Source organism: Mesorhizobium sp. (assembly GCF_965229135.1).
Classification (GTDB): Bacteria; Pseudomonadota; Alphaproteobacteria; order Rhizobiales; family Rhizobiaceae; genus Mesorhizobium.
The window spans coordinates 5708293-5724952 of record NZ_OZ245860.1 but is presented as its reverse complement, the minus strand read 5'-3'; the positions used below and the strand labels follow the sequence as shown (position 1 = coordinate 5724952).

17 protein-coding genes are annotated in these 16660 nt (G+C 58.5%); 3 read left to right on the top strand and 14 right to left on the bottom strand.

Annotation, left to right across the window (positions count from 1 at the left end):
• Window positions 1–131: 131 nt before the first annotated feature.
• The 3 genes from ACO07C_RS27600 to ACO07C_RS27590 form a co-directional block, all read right to left on the bottom strand.
• Window positions 132–1121 (bottom strand): Coat protein, encoded by a 990-nt coding sequence (locus ACO07C_RS27600; RefSeq protein WP_421917369.1) that lies wholly within the window; start codon window positions 1119–1121, stop codon window positions 132–134.
• 42 nt (window positions 1122–1163) lie between these two features.
• Entirely contained in the window at window positions 1164–2072 is a 909-nt protein-coding gene (locus ACO07C_RS27595; protein ID WP_421917367.1) for a hypothetical protein, read from the bottom strand.
• Window positions 2073–2321: 249 nt separating this feature from the next.
• On the bottom strand, window positions 2322–2897 hold the full coding sequence (locus ACO07C_RS27590; protein WP_421917365.1) for a hypothetical protein: 576 nt from the start codon (window positions 2895–2897) through the stop codon (window positions 2322–2324).
• 311 nt (window positions 2898–3208) lie between these two features.
• Between ACO07C_RS27590 and ACO07C_RS27585 the strand changes: the two genes are divergently transcribed.
• Together ACO07C_RS27585 and ACO07C_RS27580 are read left to right on the top strand one after the other, a co-directional pair.
• Entirely contained in the window at window positions 3209–3535 is a 327-nt protein-coding gene (locus ACO07C_RS27585) for a YMGG-like glycine zipper-containing protein (protein ID WP_421917364.1), read from the top strand.
• 172 nt (window positions 3536–3707) lie between these two features.
• Window positions 3708–4013: a hypothetical protein gene (locus ACO07C_RS27580; RefSeq protein WP_421917363.1), complete on the top strand. Its 306-nt coding sequence runs from the start codon at window positions 3708–3710 to the stop codon at window positions 4011–4013.
• A 582-nt stretch (window positions 4014–4595) separates the two neighbouring features.
• Here ACO07C_RS27580 and ACO07C_RS27575 read toward each other — a convergent pair.
• The 10 genes from ACO07C_RS27575 to ACO07C_RS27530 form a co-directional block, all read right to left on the bottom strand.
• Window positions 4596–4919, bottom strand: coding sequence for a hypothetical protein (locus tag ACO07C_RS27575; RefSeq protein ID WP_421917362.1), 324 nt, complete (start codon window positions 4917–4919; stop codon window positions 4596–4598).
• A complete protein-coding gene (locus ACO07C_RS27570) occupies window positions 4916–7078 on the bottom strand; it encodes a hypothetical protein (protein WP_421917360.1) in 2163 nt (720 codons plus the stop codon). The genes ACO07C_RS27575 and ACO07C_RS27570 overlap by 4 nt, the downstream gene beginning before the upstream one ends.
• A gap of 340 nt (window positions 7079–7418) precedes the next feature.
• Window positions 7419–7739: a hypothetical protein gene (locus tag ACO07C_RS27565; RefSeq protein ID WP_421917359.1), complete on the bottom strand. Its 321-nt coding sequence runs from the start codon at window positions 7737–7739 to the stop codon at window positions 7419–7421.
• Entirely contained in the window at window positions 7736–9526 is a 1791-nt protein-coding gene (locus tag ACO07C_RS27560) for a portal protein (RefSeq protein WP_421917358.1), read from the bottom strand. The genes ACO07C_RS27565 and ACO07C_RS27560 overlap by 4 nt, the downstream gene beginning before the upstream one ends.
• 475 nt (window positions 9527–10001) lie before the next feature.
• Entirely contained in the window at window positions 10002–10475 is a 474-nt protein-coding gene (locus tag ACO07C_RS27555; RefSeq protein WP_421917356.1) for a hypothetical protein, read from the bottom strand.
• A gap of 13 nt (window positions 10476–10488) precedes the next feature.
• The gene (locus ACO07C_RS27550) at window positions 10489–10848 is read right to left on the bottom strand and encodes an STAS-like domain-containing protein (protein WP_421917354.1); all 360 of its coding nucleotides are present in this window, start codon (window positions 10846–10848) and stop codon (window positions 10489–10491) included.
• Entirely contained in the window at window positions 10845–12047 is a 1203-nt protein-coding gene (locus ACO07C_RS27545; protein WP_421917353.1) for a hypothetical protein, read from the bottom strand. Before ACO07C_RS27545 ends, ACO07C_RS27550 begins: the two co-directional genes overlap by 4 nt.
• Window positions 12048–12579: 532 nt before the next feature.
• Complete coding sequence (locus ACO07C_RS27540; RefSeq protein ID WP_421917352.1) at window positions 12580–12705, bottom strand: hypothetical protein; 126 nt, start codon at window positions 12703–12705, stop codon at window positions 12580–12582.
• Entirely contained in the window at window positions 12692–13243 is a 552-nt protein-coding gene (locus tag ACO07C_RS27535) for a hypothetical protein (RefSeq protein ID WP_421917351.1), read from the bottom strand. The genes ACO07C_RS27540 and ACO07C_RS27535 overlap by 14 nt, the downstream gene beginning before the upstream one ends.
• Before the next feature lie 1032 nt (window positions 13244–14275).
• Window positions 14276–14854 (bottom strand): hypothetical protein, encoded by a 579-nt coding sequence (locus ACO07C_RS27530; RefSeq protein WP_421917350.1) that lies wholly within the window; start codon window positions 14852–14854, stop codon window positions 14276–14278.
• Window positions 14855–15260: 406 nt separating this feature from the next.
• Here ACO07C_RS27530 and ACO07C_RS27525 point away from each other — a divergent pair, with 406 nt between their 5' ends.
• On the top strand, window positions 15261–15539 hold the full coding sequence (locus ACO07C_RS27525; protein WP_421917349.1) for a hypothetical protein: 279 nt from the start codon (window positions 15261–15263) through the stop codon (window positions 15537–15539).
• A 650-nt stretch (window positions 15540–16189) separates the two neighbouring features.
• Here the strand turns inward: ACO07C_RS27525 and ACO07C_RS27520 are convergent.
• Window positions 16190–16495, bottom strand: a complete 306-nt coding sequence (locus ACO07C_RS27520; protein WP_421917348.1) for a hypothetical protein — start codon at window positions 16493–16495, stop codon at window positions 16190–16192.
• Window positions 16496–16660: the final 165 nt, after the last annotated feature.

The window sequence follows — 16660 nt, the reverse complement described above, 5'->3', positions numbered from 1 at the left end:
CCGTGGGCGACAGCAATCCACAGTTGCTGGACCGCCTGCCGCCTTTCGAAATCTCTCGTGCCAAGGTTTGAAAAGAGAATGCCAGTATTCCTGAAAGGAGCGGGCGCTCTTCGCACCCGCCCCTCTCGAAATCAGGCCTCGGTCGTCTTCAGCGCGATGAACGACATGTTCTTGACGCTCGACGCCGTGCGGTCCCAGTTCGCCGCCAGCGCCAGTTCCGCGTCGGTGGCGAACTCGCCGGCAAGCGACGCGGCGAGGAAGCGGGTGCCCGGCACATGCGGCACGAAGTGCCGGCGGCCGACCATTTCGGTTACGCCGCCGCCATGGCCCTGGCGCGGCTTACGGTCGAACTCCAGCGGGCCGCCTTCCGTGTTGACCGGAAGCTCGTTCCACAGGATCGCCTTGTCCTTGAACATGAAGGCCGTGTAGACGCCCGCCGTCACCGGGATGTCGTCGTCGACCACGGCCCGCAGCCCCATGTAATAGGGGATCAGCGGCCCGCCCTGCTGCGAGGACGGGACATAGTCGATGAGGTCGGCGAGCTTCAGCGCCTTCATCTGCTTGGAGTGCATCCAGATCGTCTTGAACTTGTCGGCGCGGTCGCCCATCAGGTAGGCGGCCTCGATGATGTCCGTGTCGACGATGGAGGCGCCGGTGGTGCGCACCAGGTCGCCGCCGTCATTGGCAATGTTGTCGGCCAGCACGCCCTTGAGGATGCCCAGCAGCGTCAGCTTGTTGGCGCGCTGCCAGTAGTCGGTCTGGCGGCGCACGATCAGCTTCTGCGGATCGTCGCCGGCCAGGATCGAGGTCAGGTCGGGAATGCCCCAGGCCTGGGCACGAACATTGCGGGCCGCCACTTCGCGGCGCGCGCCGACCTTCTTCATTTCGATGGAGTCGGCCGGGTTGTCGTTGACCGGCTCGGACGGATCGTTGCCCAGATCCTTCCAGCCGGGCATGTCGACCGAGCGCCCTCCCATCGAAAGTTTCGCGGAGATGGACGGGTCGGAAAACAGGATTCCGGCCTGATAGATCTCGAGGGACTGCACATGCTCCTCGAACGAGTATTGCGCATAGACGGACGGAACGATCGCGTCCGCGATGCGGGTATAGGCGTCTGCCATTATTGTCTTCCTTCAGGTTTGAATTGGCGGCTGGTGCCCAAATCACAATGGGTTGTCGGGCATCCACAGGGCCGGATTTTCGCCGGCCTCGCGTGCCAGCCGCCGGGCTCGTGCGGGGTCGCTTTTGACGAGGGCTGAAATCGCCGTCAGGTTGCGTTCGCCGGCGGCGTTGCGCTTGAACGGATTGCCGCCGCTCGAACGCACCCCACCGTCGATCGTGTCTTCGCGGAACATCGCTTCGCCAATGGCATGGAACGCCTTGGCGATCTGCGGGTCGGTCAGGGCCCCGTCGGGCAGGAGAATGCCCTTCGCCTTGTAGGCATTGACCAGACCGAGCTTCTTCATCGCCCGGTTGGCGACCTCCAGGCGCTGGCGAAAGCCGTCGCTGTTGGTGGGTCCCCAATCCTTGACAAGGTCGTCATGCGTGGTCTCCACCGAGCGGGCGAGCGCGATCTGCTGCGCTTTGGCCTGCTGGGCCATGTAGCCGACGAACTTGTCGTGATAGGCTTGGGCGATCTTCGGCGAGGCGCCGGCCTCGACCGCCCACGCCTTGGAGGCGTTGGCGAGCTCGTCCGAATAGGCGAAGGTTTCGGGCAACCCTTCCGGGCGCCGGTACTCGACCTTCTCGGACGATGTCACCGGACGCATGGTCTCCGGCAGCCGGGCATGGAACCTGTCCCAGTCTTCCTTCGGCGCGTCCGGCGCAGGAACGCGCAGGCTCTCGCCCTGCTGCCGCTCCAGTTCCGCATAGGATGTGAAAACCCGGTCGAGGCTTTCAGGCTTGGTCCAGCCCTTGGCTTCAGCGATTTTACGGTTGCCTTCGGAAAGACCGTCAAACCAACCAGGGCCGGCCGGCGGGGCGGACCCGTTGTCCCCGTTGGCCGGTGGCCGTGCAAGGTTGCCCGCCGGCTGCTGCGCAGCCACGGACCCGGCGTCTGCCAGATCTGTCATGTGATGTGTTCCTTGTTGAGGTTCAGAGAGAATTTGTCGCTGCCAAAATCGACGAACAGCGCGAAAAGAGTGCCGGCGAAAAGGCTTGATATCTCCCCCCTCGAGGGGGGAGATGGCCGGCAAGCCAGAGGGGGTAGCCGCGCATCGAGCGCTGGCGTCCTCCTTTCAACTCAGAAGGTCGCGCCCCGTCGTGCCGACCCCCTCTGTCGCCTTCGGCGACATCTCCCCCTCAAAGGGGGAGATTAGCGCCTAGACATTGTCGCCCCAGTGCTCCCACAGCAGCGTGATCGTGCCGGTCACCGCCAGCGTGCCGTCGCCGTCGATATCGGTGCCCGTCGCAAAGGCGAGGTTGAGAAACAGGTCGGCCGGGGTTGTCGTGCCGTCCAGGGTGAAGGCTGTGGCGACGACATCGGCGGCCGAGGCCGTCGAAAGATTGGTGCCGGCGCCATCCAGCGTGCGAGCCGTGGAGGCCAGCACATTGACCATGTTGGAAGACAGCGCGGCACTGGCGGCGGCCGCGGAGCCGATGCCCCAGGTCAGCGCCGCGTTGTCGTTGATCGTCGAGGCCCGCGCCGTCAGCACCGCGAATTGAAGCCGGGCGGTGCCACCCTTGATGCGGATCTTGCCCTCGGCGAAATCGAAGATCTTCTGGCTGGCATAGGCCTGCGCATCGGTGATGGGCACCTGCATCGCGTTGAAGGAAAACACGCTTCGGTAGGCGCCGCCCTGCCCGCTGGTGCGGACCGAAAGCCCGGCCTTGGGTGGAACAAGGCCGCCGTCTCTGGCGGCGGCACGGGAAAGCGTCCGGGGAAGACCTCGGGCCATGTTGTATCTCCATTCTTGTGGATTCTTGGGGGTGGTGTGTCTGTCGGCTGCACCCGCCGCGGGCAGAACTGTCCTGACGACGCTTGAATCGTTTCGTCAGCGCAACGCGCCATCATCCTGTTCCGGATGATCTTTCCGGGCGCGTCCAACCCATGTCCAGGGCGCTTCCATTGCCATCCAACCATCAAGATGGCGGAAACCATGTCTGATATTGCAACGGAAACCATGTCTTGTATCGTATGGCATCGCGCCTAGGTTCCGCCGCAATGCGCCCGCACTGGACCTCAGGGCTTCAGGAGAGGATCTCGAAGATGATTATGAAAAAGACCATCGCGGCCGTGCTGATGACTGTTGCGACCGTCGCGCTGGCAGGCTGTGAGACGCAGACCGAATCCCAGCAGCGTGCAACCACCGGCGCGCTGGTTGGCGGCGCTGGCGGCGCTCTCGTCGGCCAGGCCATCGGTGGCAACACCCAGAGCACGCTCATTGGCGCCGGCGCCGGCGCCCTTCTTGGCGCCGTTGTCGGCAGCTCGACCACGCCGCAGCCGCGCGGCCAGCAGATGTGCCGCTACCAGGACCGCTACGGCCAGATCTACACCGCGCCCTGCGACGACCGTTACTACAACGGCAATTATTGATCGTTGGCCCCCTTCTCCCCGTTCCACGGGGAGAAGGTCCAGGCAGAGCGCCGAGGGTCGGACGACGCCGGCCTTGAAAGTCTGTTTCGCGCTGTAGTTGCACTGCAGCTTTGCTCTTATCGCAATTCGCGCTATCGTTTCCTCCGGTTTTGGGGGTGACGATGCGGAGCTGATGATCCTGCTGCTGGTCCTGTGCGCCGATAGCGCACTGGCCAATGAGGCCGACCGACTTGAACTGAAAATCGGCGGTTGCCTGGCCTTGCCGGGGGCGGCGGTCGACAATGCCGTCAAAGCTACTTTCGAGGTGACCTTGGACAAAGCCGGCAAGGTCGAGTCGGTTGCCGTTGTATCCTATGACTCGCATTCAAAGGTTGCGGCGGGAGTCGCCCGGATGCTTGCGAAATCGCTCCAGAGATGTTGGCCGCCAGGCGTCAAAACCAGCCCGGTGCGCGTCACCGTGGATTTGAGCAAATTCTAGCTATCAATCCGCGAAGTTATTATCCACGAACATCTCGGCGAATTGTTGGGGCGTGAGCGTTACATTGTGGTCTCGGGCGAATCGGCCTGATCCGCCACAGGTAATTCGTCCGGCGAATGCGGGGAACCCTAACGTGACTCTGCTACTCCAAGCAGACAGTTCCTGGGCACACACGATAGGGCAAAACCCAAGGTTGAAAGAAGCGCCGCCGAAGCGGAAAGCAGCTCGCTCAAGCTCAGAATGCCAGTATCCATCGACAACCCAGGCGTGCGATCAGCGTCCACGGAAAAGCTCTTCCGAAATTTTTGAAGCACCACCGATCTCCGATCGTTACCTTGTAGCCTCGTGAAGTAGATGCTTTATTTGATAATATATTTGGTATCCCAGACTGCGATTAACAATGGAATCGAGTGGATGCATATTATACGTCGCGCCATAACCTCCTAGAAACAAATCACGTACATGATCCACGTCTTTGCGGGTAGGTGCTTTATTGCCTTCGGCTTTTCACCTGGCACTGGCTAAAACAACTAGAACTGCCACCGTCATCACAAGACACCGATAACATCTCAATAAGCCATGTCAATAGCCGCTAAATTCAACTATTTTACAACCTTCAACACGAACAAAGACGATAATATTCAAATTTCCAGTTAAATAACCGTCTCTATTAGACACATCGTCACAATTTACCTCAAAATCAGATGACGAACTCACAATATTCGGGATAACAAATAAGTGATTGCCCTTTGAAACAGCATACTCGACACCAAGGAATTTTATATTCCCTCCTGGATAGTCCTTCATGGAAACTACGAATAAACAAGCGCTTAATACCTCTATAATGATCAAAACAATCAAAAGCGCAGCGACACATCCAGCAATCCAGGAGGCGAAGCGTTTCATTTTTTTCTCGTATGCACAGGTTCAATTTGCAGATAACCGAAGCGAAAAGCGAGGTCCGCGATATCGTTTGGGGTCAAGTCTGTATCTTTCAATGCTTCGGCCAGTTCGCGTGCTTTCGCATCGCCCTCATTGTTCCACCCTTTGGTACTCTCCGCGCGAGAGGAAGCTATTTTACCATAAACGGCTCCTATGGGGTCTCCAAAGAACGCTCCCCATTGCCCCGGCCCATTTGGGTTGAATGCCAACTTTGATTCGTCGATGACCGCAGACTGTAGGATCCCATTTACATCACGTTTCATCCCCGGCGGAAATATAAGTTTGTCTCTCACTCCTTCCCGACTTACAACGGCCGCAAACGTGACCTCTTTACTTTTCTGCCGAGCTCCCTCGTCTTGAAGAAACGGCCTAGCCCGCTTGTCGAAATCCTCTTGCCCAAGAGGCACCGGGGCAAGCTCCTGCTCGGCCTCCCGAGCCGTTTCCCCCATGGCAGCCGTCGTAATCGGATCGATTTGAGCAGGCATTGAGACACGAGCCTGGCTCAGTTGTTGGAACAGGGCGGCTCGAACGCCGGAACCTGTTACTCCCGAGCGCAACCGATGCAGCAGAACATTCTTGTCCCCCTGGGACACATCCTTGCTGTTCAGGGTTTCGGCGATGTTTTGAGCAATAGCTTGCGGCAAGGGTTGAAGATTTTCGATACCCAGTTGTTTCTGCGCGGCAACGGATGTCGCTATGGCTTCTCCATAGGCACTAGGGTCGGAGCCGCCTGACTCGATCACCTTGTTCCAAGCAGCATCCACACTGGGGAAAACCTTACGGACATAGCCGGCCGGATCGGCTCGCCTCGTAGTCAGCACCCGGAGAGCGGTCGTGGCCGCAACTTGATACCGTGATTGATCCTCTTGCGAACTTCCTGGGCCTGGCTCAGCATCCCGAAGCGCGGCCTGAATTCCCTGGTTTGAAGAAAAACGCATGTTGAAGGTCTGCTGACCGATGTCGATTTTGCGATTGAACTCCTGGAACCGCTTCCCGCCGTCCTCCGCGCCATAGATGGCGGCAAAGTCCGCCGGGCCGGGCATTGCGCCGGAATAACTCCCCGTATCGGCAATCGCCGCCGGGGCATTGTGCACGGCGAGGTCGATGTTGGCACGCCCATTGATCAGTTTCCCGGCCGTCGCTACACGCGCCTGCATGTGGAGAGCGTTAGCGGTATCAGGTGAAAGATCGGCAAGCCAGGAACTGACCGGCGCACCTTTTTCATCGGGCGCGACAGCATCGCCTCGAACCGCGAGTGGGCTGGCATCGCGATCGTTGGCGACACCCTTTGCCTGCTGGCTCGCGTTGTTCGCACTTGCGTCTTTGAGAATATTTGTCGGGCCTTTTGCGAAAACATTTGCGCTGCCAACGGCCGCAGCGGCACCAACTGCATGACCTGCTGACGCCCCAGCCTGCTCGGCACTCAGCAATTCGGCGGCACGCTTCGGGTCCTTGGCGATGAGTGCCTGGAGTCTCGCTTTTGCCGTAGCGCCGAGCCAGTCCGTCATGACTTGCAGCTTGGTCTGCGCGTCAGCACCGATCTTGGCGATGAGGTCGAGGCCGTCCTGGCGCTGTGCCTCGAATGCCGTGCTGTCGTCCGGGTCGCCCTGAGCGATGGCGATGGCGCTGGCCTGCAGCGCCGTGTCGACCTGGGCCTGCTCGTAGTCCTGCCGGCGCTGAAGCTGCCGCTGCGCCATGCGCCGCGCGCCGGCCGCGTACAGCGCGCCCTTCTGGTCGACGAAAGCAGAGCGCTGGCTCTCGGGCATGTTCGGCAGCGCCTCGTCGAACAAAATGTCGAACAGGCTGGGCTTCACCACTTTTCCGCTGCGCGGATCGACCTGGGCGGAATACATGGCGTCATGCAGGCCGGCGCCATCGGGCGCGGCGTTCGCCGCCACCTCGTCCTCCACCCGCGCCACCCGGCCGTTGAACGCGCGGCGCTTCAGCTCGGCGTCGAACGCTTCCTGCTGGTCCTTCATCTGCTGGTAGCGCTCGGCGACGGCGGAAAGCTGATCGCCAAAGCCCTGCATGGCGCCGCCGATCGGCGACCCCTGCGGATATTGCGGCGCATTGCCGGTATCGAGCCGGCGCTGGCCAACGGAAAGGGGGATGACGTGGACCATTGGCGGCTTCCTGCTTGAATGGCTTTGAACAAGGCGCGCGCGCCACTGGCGATCACGGCAGTGCCGATCGCGCGCAGCTGGCCGCCGCGTTTTTGCGGGATTTTCAGACTGAGGATTTTGGGGACGCGCCCAGCGTTGACCGGACTTTCGTCATCCCATGGCGAAGCCAGGAGCGAAGCGACGCGCGCGGACCACGGGATCCATGCCGTGACTTTCGAGCGGTGCAGCGGTTCAGAATTCTGATGCGCGGCAATCTTCGGCGATGGCCACGGCATGGATCCCCGGGTCAAGCCCGAGGATGACGAAACGGCGGCACTCGCGACACTAGGCGGCGCCTAGCCTACCCCTCTGCCCTCGCCGCCTTCTCCAGCGCCACCAGTTGGTCCTCGTCCAACGTCAGAAATCCCATGATGTGCTGCACCACCTCGGCGCGCGCATTGCTCAAGGCGCTGTGCAGCTCGAAACCGCCGGGCGTTTTCGTCCTGGCCATCCACTCGCCATAGGATGGGCGCCGATAATAGCCGGTCACCGCCGCGAGATCGGCCAGAACCATCTCGCCATCCTCGCCTGAAAAGACCCTGAGATACGCCTTTGTCAGCGCATCCCGTGCCTTAGCCGCGCTGCCGGCCTGCGCGGAGTGGGCAAAGCGTTTGCCGCTCATGCGCCGCCCGCCGCGCTGGAGCCGGCCGGCGCATTTTGTGTCGCCGGCGCGCCCTGCCCGGCCGGTCCACCCGCGCCGCCGCCTTGCAACAGTCCCTGCAACCCATCGAGCAGCCCGCTGTCGCGCGCCTGCACCGCGGCCGGCACGGCGTCCTTGGCCACCTTGCCGGCGGCGGCGATGGCCGCCATGCCGGTCTGCGCCTGCTGCGCCTGCGCGCGGGCACTGCGCATGCCGTCCACCTCTTGCTTGCGGCGAAAAATGCGCTGCGGGCTGCGGCCGGCGCTCTGCACGATCTTGATCGCCTCGTCGCCGTCGATATTGTCCATGATGCCGGGGTCGAACTGCGCCATCTGCATGGCCGTCGTCACCACCTGGATGGTGTCGCGCGCCTCGGCCGAACGCCTCAGCACGTCGAGCGGGCCGGTGAAGGTCGGCCGCACCGCCTTGCCGGCGAGGCTCTCAGGCGGCATGAAACGGCTGTCCTCGTCATAGAGGCCCTTGTCCTCGAGAATGCCGAGCTCGCGGTCGAGATTGGTGGCGAAGCCCGCCTGGATGATCGAGCCGGAGGGGCCGAGCAGCGCGCCCTTCTCCTCCTGCCGGATCAGCGCTTCCGTCGCGGTCATCTGCGGGTTCTGGACCAGCGTCTGGAACAGGTTGACGAACATCATGTCGCGAATTTCCTCGGCCCGGCTCTGCGCGTAGTTGAAGGCATAGGTCGGGTTCTGCCCGGTGGTGATCGGCGCGATCAGCGGCCGCCCGCTGTCGTCGATCAGGCCGGGATAGTTCTCGCCGGGATTGAGCACCGGCACATAGTCGAGCCTGGCTTTCGAGGCGGTTGCCGGATCGGTGATCTGCTGCAACGCGCGCAGGCCCGAACGGCGCACGGCGTTCTCCTCGCGCACCGTGGTCAGCGCCTCGATGGTCGGCGAGATGCCGTAGGGGTCGCCCTCGTAGCGGCGCCAGTTGAAGCACGACACCGGAAAGGTGCCGAAACCGCTTTCGCGCACGATCACCTCCTCGTCCTCGATGACGTGGTAGGAGGCGTAGGCCGTGTCGAGATACTGGTATGAGCCGCCCAGGCGATACATCTTGCGCTCTTCGCGCGGCTGGATGCACTGGATCAGCGAGATCTTCTCGTCGCACTTGGCGGGATCGTCGACCAGCACCTTGATGCGCGCCGGCAGCTTTTCGTAGCCCAGCAGCTGCGCCGCCTGCCGCGCCGTGCGCTCGTAGCGGCGGTGGAACGTATCGACCTGGCCCCAGCGGTTGCGGCTCAGATACCCCTCGGCCACGGGGATCGAGGCATAGCGGATCAGCGTGTTGTCGAACCCCTCCTCGGCGTAGAGATAGGCCGGGCCATAGCGCACGACATTGCGCAGGCAGGCCTGCGTCGCCGGCACGAAGTTGGAATTGGCGGAGTAGCGCAGCGAGAACAGGAAATCGCGCAGCGCCTCCGCCCACTCCTTCTCCTCGTCGGTCTCGTCGTCGTTCATGGCGGCGGTCGACAGCCCATGCCATTTTTCCGACTGAGGAATGATCAGGCTTTCCAGCCCCGCCGCCAGCCGGTTGGCGGCCGAATTGATGGTGTTGGCGTAGACACGGCTGCCCCGCCGCTCCTGCCGCTCGGCCTGCGAATCCGCGCGCCCGCCGCGCCGCCCGCTCCAGATGTCGGGCGCGTCGGGGTCGCAGAACTCGGAGACGGCCTCCCAAACGGCCTCGTACTGGCTGCGCTCGGTTTCGAATTCGGACTGGCGCAAAAGAATATCACGGGCGCGGGAATCGCTCATGGAGTGCCTCACTAAGATACGGAAGGGAATGGGAATTATGAGGACGGCGAAGCTGCCTATCTCCCCCCTCGAGGGGGTGAGGAGTGGTCCGCGCGGCGGATGGAAAGCCAATTGCTTGGCGCTCCGAACGACGAACGCCGGCAGGCCAGAGGGGGTCGGCACGACTGGGCGCGGCCTCTTGCGACAGATCAAGGTTAACGCTCCACGCGCGACGACGCCCTCTGTCGCCTTCGGCGACATCTCGCCCTTGGGGGGAGATTATCCTCGCCGCTTCAGCGACCGCGCGTGCCGGCGCCATATCCACCAGTCCCACACGCGCTTGCGGAACGTGCGCTTCATCGCGGTCATGGTCAGACCCCCAGCAGCACGCGGCGCTGGCCGGTCAGAGTCCGATAGTGGCGCGCTTCACCGCAGGGGTGGCCGGCCGAGCAAGTGCTTTACGGTCCTAAAGCTCTGAGGGTTATAGTGAAAAAAATCACTTAAACAAATATGCCCATAGCCACCATATGAATCGTCTCAGAGACATAATATCGGTTCGAGTGAGCCTTAGCAGATGTACAATCTGCACAGCAAGATCGAAGGATTCCATAGCTCGCGCAGGATCTGCTTTGCGATCTGCGCTCTCGAAATTGCCACCAGTTGCTGATTCATAGACATTACGAGAGAGTCTCTTGTATTCGTCAGCTCTCCGACCACAGACTTTCAATATCAACGGATAAAGCAACGTCGTAGCTGCGTGATGCGCCTTCACTTTCCCCGCAACAAGTATTTCGTCTGACGCATCCTTGGGCTCTTTCAACCAGTAAGATTGGGCCGAGTCACCCAACTTCTCAATGTCTTTTATATGTTCATTGACTAGAGCGATTTCTTCAGACCGCATCAGCCGATATTGCTGCAAAAACCAACCTATCATCGCGCCAATAAACGCGAATGCGAGCTTGTCTAACACCGGGAATTTTCCCTCAGTGAGGTTGGATTACGGGCCTAGCCTGTTTGATGTAGGACTCTATCATTTCTTTAAAAAATTGCAGGTGCGGCTTATGACAGCGAATTTCGAGGTGTCGCAACAGATCGGCTTGCGTAAACGCTCCAGTCCGGATCAAGCCACCAAAGGCCTCCTCCAAAAACGACGAGCCGAACGACCTTACACCGTCGATGTCTATAACCAATCTTTGATTGGGGCCTTGCTCAATGGCAGCGCTCAATGCTGGCACAAGCACCTCTTTGCGAAACCGCTCACCATTAAACGTGCCATCGTTCGGCACTCGACCGGAGGGATACGGGCTGAATTCGGAAGCTACGTCGATCATATTTTGAGTCATGATCTTATGTCCGAAAGTTGGACTGACCACTCTACCAGAGTACCACCTATCGAGTGCGACAAGGATCCAGAGCTTAGACGTTTACCGTGCGTCGTTTGTCGGCACCATCCGCCTCTGCTATAAATCGTCAGGATGCCAGGCCCAATTTTTTGGAGCGTTTCGAACATTTGAGGGAGACCCTTGCCTCGATGTTTCTCATCCGTTCTTGACCCGCCATAACGCATGGCAGCCCGTATGTAGGTACCATCGTCCTCGTACTCAAATTTCTTATCTGGCTTTAGCGCCAGTGCCAAGAACCTTACGACCTTCTTCAAACGATCCAAACGAGGATAGGTTGCGGGTATTGTGGCCCCTTGATCGTACACAACGACGGTTAAGGAATTCGCATCGCGATCCGCAGTGGCAGCCACCCAAAGGCTCTCAATATGATCATACGGTAAGGGAATACCATTTCCATATGCATGATTTGTGACGTTACTGATGGCCTCGCTGAGCCCTGTAAGAAACTCGATAATTATTTTTTCTGGCAAGGCCTGGTCAGGACTGAGAAACTTTCCTAGTTGCTGTAAAGACTTATCAATTGTTTCCAAATCATCGGAATTTTTCGAGCTAACGATACGCATCGTTTGCTTTTTTTCTTCTTCGAGTACAAGATTCTTCAACGGAGGGGTAAGGCCGACAATTTCGAAGAACCCGATCTGATATAGTTTTGCAAACACGGCGTCGTGCCATTTGTCCAGCTCAACGGTCGGCGGAACGATATGCAGCAACTTTCCGATGCGCTCATATTCGGCGGCAAGCACAACCGCCGCAGCAGTCGAGATCTCCTTCAGTTTGGAGAAATCAAAGTAACCCGATATCTGAGGAAGCGCGCCTGGGCGGCTCGATCGTTCAACGAAAGGGACACCTTTATCTATCGCATTTTGAGACGATCGACGTAGTCTTTCGAACCACGCGAAACTTGCGGCCCGGTTTCGATCGAAGCAAAGCAGCGACGGAGGAATGATGGGCTTACTTAGACATATAGCCCATTCCGGATCGCCGCCCTCCCAAATTTGGACCCGGCTGACAGACCGCATCCCAGGTGTATCGAACTTGGCAGCCCACCTTCTTCCACCACCTTTTTTCCCATGACGTCTCGCTTCGTTTTCAGCACGCAGCGAAAGCCACTTGCGGCGACTCAGGTCCAGTCTCTTCAAGTTCGTCTTCTCGTATGCGGAAAGTCACAAGAGTTTTTATCGGCTGTGTCTGGAAACAGATCTTCTAAGCGCAGCCAACAGAATAGCGAGAGAAAAAAAAGAAATTGATGCCGGCAGTTGGTCGAGCAACGTCTTGAGGCCTGACCAAGAAGCCGAACTGTCGGTAAGCGGCACCCCTACGACGCGAAGCAAGTTGCCCGCAGACAGTGATACCCAGATGCCGTCCCTGAGATACCTCATACACTGCGCGAACACGACAACAAATGCATAAAGTATCAGAGCGGCGGTTCCCAAGATCTGCGTCGCGTAAACGTACTCAGCGCACCGACGAACAAAACTCTCCAGTATTCCCCTGACTGACGAACGCCCACCATTTGATATCATTGATCCCCCGATCACCTAACGATGGAGTATTTACGATCTCAGCGCAATGGATTACGCCCGCCTCGCCGCTTCAGCGACCGCGCGTGCCGGCGCCATATCCACCAGTCCCAAACGCGCTTGCGGAACGTGCGCTTCATCGCGGTCATGGTCAGACCCCCAGCAGCACGCGGCGCTGGCCAGTCAGGTCGGTGGGCGACAGGTCGGTCTTGACCGTGCCGGCGGTGCCGTTGTTCTGCTCGAGTTCGGCCCGCAGCGCGGCCTCACGCGCCTGCACATCCTTGTCGGCGATCGTCGGCGCCGCCGGCAGCGGCTTCAGTTCCGGTGGTTTTTGAAACAGACACATGGTTCCAACCTTCTCTTGTCCAATCGTAGAGGAAAAAATCTTCGCCGTTGCGGCCGTAGCCCGGCAACAGGCAGCGTTGCGCGGCACCGAGCCGTCCGAGCCAGCGCAGCGCAAGCTCATTGCCGGCCAGCGCCCGCGCCTCGACCCGCCAGGCGCCCCCTGCCGCGACCCGAGGCCCAAGCACCGTGTGAAAGAACTCCGTGATCCCCGGCACGCAGCGCTTCATGCGGCGCGTGCCCCAGCTCCAGGCGATCCATAGCCCGCTCCGCTGCTCGGCTGCGCCGAACCCCGCTTCGGGATTGCCGTCGAGCTCGGCGACATAGGCAAAACCCTGCAACGCCGTCAGCGCCAGGAGCGCCGGCGACCAATGGTCAAGCTGGCAGTCGATCTCGGCGCGATCCTCGGCACGAAGATTGGCCGCGATGTAGGAAAGATCGCGCAGCGTGGCGGGTATGATGCGGACGGTCATGGATGGCCTTTCGTCAGTCGGCTAAGCCATCGTCGGCAAAGGAAGCGCCAATGCCACCTTTCGTCATCCTATGGCGGGGCAAGCAGCGTAACGACGCGGCGCTGACCCTAGGACCAGCCCTGACCCGCGAGGCGGCGACGATGCGGCATTCAGAGGCGCCACGTTCCGTGGCGATCGTTGCGGCATCTATCCGAACCGACCATCGCCCAAAACAAAACCCGCCTCGAGGGCGGGTCCTTGGCGCAAATCAGCACCATGGATAAAATATACCATTGCTGCCCTCACACCGTCAATCGGCTTACAAGAAAAAATTCCTATTTCGTACTATGCTGAGACCGCACTGATCGGCTCCAGCGCGCTTGTCGAAAAATGTCATGCCCGCCGCCTGGACGCTTGCGACAGCCAGACGAGCGCTCTAACGTGAGATGCAACCATAGAGGGTAATTTTGAAGCCATTTCTCGGCACCGCTGTTGCGGCATTGGCGCTGCACACAATGGCGACGTATTTCGCCGTCGGATGCTCGGCGACGTCACTGGGATAGAATGGCTCCGAATATCAGCAACATGTACATGGACATCAATCCGGGGACACTGAGCGCGGCAGCGCCAAAAAGAAGAAGCGCACGCTGAAGCGGCGCAATCTCTTGAAATTTTACGCCAGTCACCGCCAAGGATATCGCGAGTACGAAGCTGACAAGTCCAAACAAGACTATCAAAAAAAGCTGCATATAATCACCCCGCCTTAGATCGATGCCAAATAAATCAACTCCACGGAAACAGCCATATTATCCTGTACACAGCGAAATCCCATATAACCATAAACCCTGGCATGCTGATAAGTGCGGAAACGTAGATAATGCCATTACGCAATTTAGGCCCGATATTTTTGAAGAACACACCGAACGCGGCCAGGCCTATCGCAAACAAGAGCGAGACAAGGCCAAAAAAATAAAAACCCATCCGCTGCCACCTTAAAATCAATCTCGAATCACGACCGGGAAGACAACAGGACACTGAAATCATTCCGGATCGCTACCAGTTCCCAAACGACATGCCGTTTCCGAACCGTGCCCTACCAACGGTCGATTGCGCGTCGTCGTAAGCCCTTTTCGCCTCATCGCGAATATGAACCTCACCAGCGACCTTGGCTTGAAAGGCTTTCATCGCGCCCCAGGCATATTCATATGCTTCATCCCGCTGCTTTTCGGTCTTCAAGGCTGGATCCGTAACGTAATGCTTATTGTCGAGATATGATCTCAAGGATGATATAAGTTTCCTGTCTGCGGCGATAGTCTCGTCCGGCGTCTTCGCGTCATCATAATCTTTGTCATGTTGCTTATAAAAGCCATCCTGAATATCAAAGGGCGGCAAGTCAAAACCGCCACCCCTGGCCCCGCCCGTCCAGCCTGGACCGCCGTAATTTCCGTATGTGGGCAGATGCGCCCAATCTTGACTTTCGTTATTTCTGCTATGGCTTTTGCTTCCGCCATGACCACGCCATGTTTCGGAGAGCCCTCTAAGAAAAGTTACTCTGTAGAATTCGTCCTCAGGGTGAGTGATGGACGATTTTTTGGCGGATCCGCGACCTGCAAGGAGAAAAGCGACTGCCACGCACAGTTCGAAAAAGGTTTTCGAATAAGCTTTATCGACTACAGAGATGGCTACGGATTGTCAGTATATAACATTGGTGATGACACTAAATTATTGCGATGCTGTTCATTTAAAAACGGTAAGGAGACTATATACCTAAATAAATCCGATATTAAGCAAATTGTAACTTTATATTACCTGTCCGGAGACAATCTGGTATATAGGATACCCAAGAAATACGGCGACATATACATAAATATTTCGAAGAGAAATTAGAAAATGATAAGAATTAATATATATAATTTATACCTGGATCGTTGGTCCTGGCGCTTAGATTCTGCCTTGCAGCCTCCGCGAGCACATCGCGATCTCCTTGATCTTCATCTTGTGAGCTTCCCGGGCCAGGCTCGGCATCGCGAAGCAAGTCATGCACCGCCTGGCTGGGCATGAACCGCATGCCAAAGGCTTGGCGGCCGACATCAATCTTTTGAGCAAAGTCTCGGTGCTGCTTCCCGCCCTCTTCGGCACCATCAACGGCGGCAAAGTCCGCTGGGCCAGGTACAGTGCCGGAATAACTGCCTGTTTTGGCGATAGCGTCCGGGGCATTCTGCGAAGCAAGGGCGATGTTGGTGCGCGCTTCGACGAGTTGGGCGGTGGTCCCGGCGTGCGCCCGGTCGATCAGTCACTTAATGTCATCTTGAGATAGATAAGCGAGAGCGTCGGCGGCCAACCTTCCGACGCGGTTGCCTTTCGCTGCCGCCGCCTTGAAGCTGCCCGAGACAGAGCCGCTTGCGGCTTGCATAGTATTACCCGCAGTCTCGCCGCCGTCGGCCGGCGTTCGGGCTATCGTCTGCCCTACCTGAACGCTCCCAGCGGATCACTCTGCCTGCCAGGCCGCCACGCCGCCTTGAACTCCGAGGAATCGACCACCGCTTCGCGCAGCATCATCACGCCGTGGCATGTCGCCGCCAAAAATCAATCTTAGGTTGCGACAAGTATATCTACTTGGAGCGCAGTTTTAATAAGCGCACCCCGAAGTCGCCGGACTGCACATTGCCGCCAAGCAGCCTTCAAAGTTGGGTGCAACCAATGTGCACCGGCAGATGGACCTTTCCGAGCCATTTGGACCCGGAGCAATCACGTATTTTCCGACTACTCCTTTTGGAAGCGCTCTCGCCACGACTGCCTCATACCCCTCACCAATCGCTGCCTTTTGGTGGCTATGGAGCCTTCTGCCCGCCCTGTCGCGCCGGAACTGACCGACTCAATTGCGCTCGGTTACGGTGACGGCACTGTTACCAGTAATTCGTGACTCGACCGAAAACCGTGGATTGTCGAGCGTACTGTAGAGGCTGCTCATGTCCTCGGGGCAGCTAAAACGCTTTGCAATCCTCTCGCAAGATCCGCCCTTCTCATGCGCAAACTGTCGCTGCCAGGATTCAGGAGCAGCATCTGGTCATCACTGAGGATCGAGATGAGAAGACTGCGGTCGATCGAAATACCTTGTTTTTCGAAACCGCTGCCGGCCGCCTCTCGCTTGAATGTCGCCTCGTCGACAAAAATCGGAATGAACGATTCTCCGTTTATGATAAAGTCCTGGAGCCGAATGTCGTGGCCTTTGTCGTCCTCCCAGCCACCGATAACAATGACATGGTCGTTCATCTTAAAATCCTCTTGGTCCTTGTCGCGATGTATGACTTGCCATAAGTATTTTCAAAAGATATTCCAAAGCATCAGATTCCGTCTTAAACCTCTCGCATCTCGACTGGGAGCCGCGCTCAGTGTAATATACACACCACGCATTACCGATCTTATCCAAAACAAATG

Coding starts and splice junctions, on each gene's coding strand:
- ACO07C_RS27535 (WP_421917351.1), bottom strand. CDS start 13,243: ATGACCGTCCGCATCATACCCGCCACGCTGCGCGATCTTTCCTACATC.
- ACO07C_RS27550 (WP_421917354.1), bottom strand. CDS start 10,848: ATGACTCAAAATATGATCGACGTAGCTTCCGAATTCAGCCCGTATCCC.
- ACO07C_RS27525 (WP_421917349.1), top strand. CDS start 15,261: ATGCACCGCCTGGCTGGGCATGAACCGCATGCCAAAGGCTTGGCGGCC.
- ACO07C_RS27590 (WP_421917365.1), bottom strand. CDS start 2,897: ATGGCCCGAGGTCTTCCCCGGACGCTTTCCCGTGCCGCCGCCAGAGAC.
- ACO07C_RS27595 (WP_421917367.1), bottom strand. CDS start 2,072: ATGACAGATCTGGCAGACGCCGGGTCCGTGGCTGCGCAGCAGCCGGCG.
- ACO07C_RS27560 (WP_421917358.1), bottom strand. CDS start 9,526: ATGAGCGATTCCCGCGCCCGTGATATTCTTTTGCGCCAGTCCGAATTC.
- ACO07C_RS27585 (WP_421917364.1), top strand. CDS start 3,209: ATGATTATGAAAAAGACCATCGCGGCCGTGCTGATGACTGTTGCGACC.
- ACO07C_RS27600 (WP_421917369.1), bottom strand. CDS start 1,121: ATGGCAGACGCCTATACCCGCATCGCGGACGCGATCGTTCCGTCCGTC.
- ACO07C_RS27575 (WP_421917362.1), bottom strand. CDS start 4,919: ATGAAACGCTTCGCCTCCTGGATTGCTGGATGTGTCGCTGCGCTTTTG.
- ACO07C_RS27565 (WP_421917359.1), bottom strand. CDS start 7,739: ATGAGCGGCAAACGCTTTGCCCACTCCGCGCAGGCCGGCAGCGCGGCT.
- ACO07C_RS27580 (WP_421917363.1), top strand. CDS start 3,708: ATGATCCTGCTGCTGGTCCTGTGCGCCGATAGCGCACTGGCCAATGAG.
- ACO07C_RS27520 (WP_421917348.1), bottom strand. CDS start 16,495: ATGAACGACCATGTCATTGTTATCGGTGGCTGGGAGGACGACAAAGGC.
- ACO07C_RS27570 (WP_421917360.1), bottom strand. CDS start 7,078: ATGGTCCACGTCATCCCCCTTTCCGTTGGCCAGCGCCGGCTCGATACC.